This is a genomic window from Fodinibius halophilus (assembly GCF_011059105.1).
In the GTDB taxonomy this organism is placed as follows: domain Bacteria; phylum Bacteroidota; class Rhodothermia; order Balneolales; family Balneolaceae; genus Fodinibius; species Fodinibius halophilus.
Genome location: NZ_JAALLS010000057.1, coordinates 1 through 1,995, shown reverse-complemented (window position 1 = coordinate 1,995; position 1,995 = coordinate 1). Strand labels below are relative to the sequence as shown.

Below are 1,995 nucleotides of genomic sequence, written 5' to 3'. Positions count from 1 at the left end.
GGCAAAATAACGACATTGCGCATAAGCTGCACGCAAATGAATGTTGAATTGATAAATAATGAACGAAGAGCTAAAAAGCCAGAAGTTGGCAGGAGAGGGCGAGGCGTGTCCGCTTAATGCGCTGGTTAGTGGTTTTTTATTCAGAGTTACTATTAGCAAAAATACTCAGTTGTGTAAATTTTAAGAAACCATATTGCTGAAACATCGAAAAATCATCGGATTCTAGTTCTTTTATTTTATCTGGATAAGAATAAAACTCAAAACTTTTGTCTTCCTTATATTCAATATAATTTTGTTTATAGAAAGTTGATATTTCTTCTGAATCAATTCTTCTAAATTCTTGAAGGATTGACAAAAAGTCTTCATTCTCTAACTTCGGGATTACATTTATAATATTTTGATAATGATCTCCTAGTTGTTCTGTTTTATTTCCCTTCATTAATAAGATAATAGGAAATAACGCTTGTGTTGCACTTTGCAAAAATGAAGCAATGCCTTGGGTATAGTTTGGTTTTCTCTGCTTTTGAGCGTTTTCTAAACGCCTATAGATTTCTTCATATGATTTGCCACCAAAATTACGATGGTCCACACCTAAATCATTTGCAATTATCATTAAATCCTTAGGGCTGGATCCACGAATTTCAATTTCTGGGATAGTCTGCTTTCTTAGGGTTTGATAGTAAATATTATTTATTTCTTCTCCCTTGTAATCATCATTTAAGACTACATAATATTGAAAAGTACTGAACAGATCTATATAGCAGAATAATACCTGTCGGTCAGTAAAATTTTCTGTAAATAAAATTAATGTGTGGGAAGGATAGCCATATTCAATCTTAAATCTACTTAGTTCAATAACGAAATCGAATGCACCTAGTGGCACAAATGGAAAGATATTATCAGCAGATAAAATTTTCTGCTCCTCTTTGTTAAGAGCATTTGGTAATTCGTTACTATCAATTTCGTTATGAACAGCAAAATCAACTGCAATTTTATTTAATCCCTTTCTAAAAATAGAATTAAAAAGAGGTTTGCCTTCTGAAAAAAATAATCCTGCTTGTTCAGGGTTTTCTATTTCAGCAAAACATTTTATATCAGCACCTTCATTTATTTGATTTTTTTCCAGCAGTATTCTTTTAACGTGGTTTTTATAACCCTCACTTTTTTTAGGAAAATATATGTGAACCTCATCACGATTGATGACTTCATAGCAAGTTTTACTTGGGATTATCTTATTTTCCTGAAAAGTTACTTTTAATTCTTTTCCAGATTCCAATAAAACGCGTCCTTCAGCTTTTGAAGGATTGTTACCACGATCTTTTGAAGCCAACTTTTTATTTAAGGGAGAAGTGAAACATGAAAAAATTTCACAGAACTCAGCATCAATATCCTCTCCTAATTTGGAGTTACATTCTGAACATAGTAAGTCACTGGATTTTAATCTTCCATGAAGTCCATTAGGTATAATATGTTCTTCACTTACATTTTTAGCAGTTATTTTTTCTTCACACAAAAAACAAAATGACATAAAATATCCCCGATGTATTTAATAGCATAATGTAGTTTTAGAAAGCTGCCACTTTCTGCCTCGTTGATCCGTTCCCTGTGTACCATATGCTGTAAAACTGCCTGAAAAATAACTGAGTTCTATAATGCTTGCTTGATCCTCCGACCAAAAAATTATTGCATAAGTAGAATAGCTATTGTAGTTATAGGTTCCAGTTTTTTGATTTAGGGTACTACCTTTCATCACATTCACATCTACACTATAACCTTTCGACCAACCACTTTGTGTTTGATATTTAACACACAATTCTTGGCCATTTGAACTATTATTTGTTCCATAGGAACTTGTATATGGTGTAGCATAGGGATAACAGCCACCCAAAATAATTCCTAATAGAATTACTTTTGAAAATAAAATAAACCTCTTCATTGGTACCCCGTTTTTTAAAAACCACTAACGGATGGCGCTACAGCTGCAGGCGCCGGAGT

At 32.8% G+C, this 1,995-nt stretch carries 2 protein-coding genes; both read right to left on the bottom strand.

Features of this window, described 5'->3' with window-relative positions; genetic code table 11:
- Nucleotides 1-136: 136 nt before the first annotated feature.
- Complete coding sequence (locus tag G3569_RS18130; protein WP_165271498.1) at nt 137-1,528, bottom strand: HNH endonuclease; 1,392 nt, start codon at nt 1,526-1,528, stop codon at nt 137-139.
- A gap of 18 nt (nt 1,529-1,546) precedes the next feature.
- The gene (locus tag G3569_RS18125) at nt 1,547-1,936 is read right to left on the bottom strand and encodes a hypothetical protein (RefSeq protein WP_165271497.1); all 390 of its coding nucleotides are present in this window, start codon (nt 1,934-1,936) and stop codon (nt 1,547-1,549) included.
- Between the last annotated feature and the right edge of the window lie 59 nt (nt 1,937-1,995).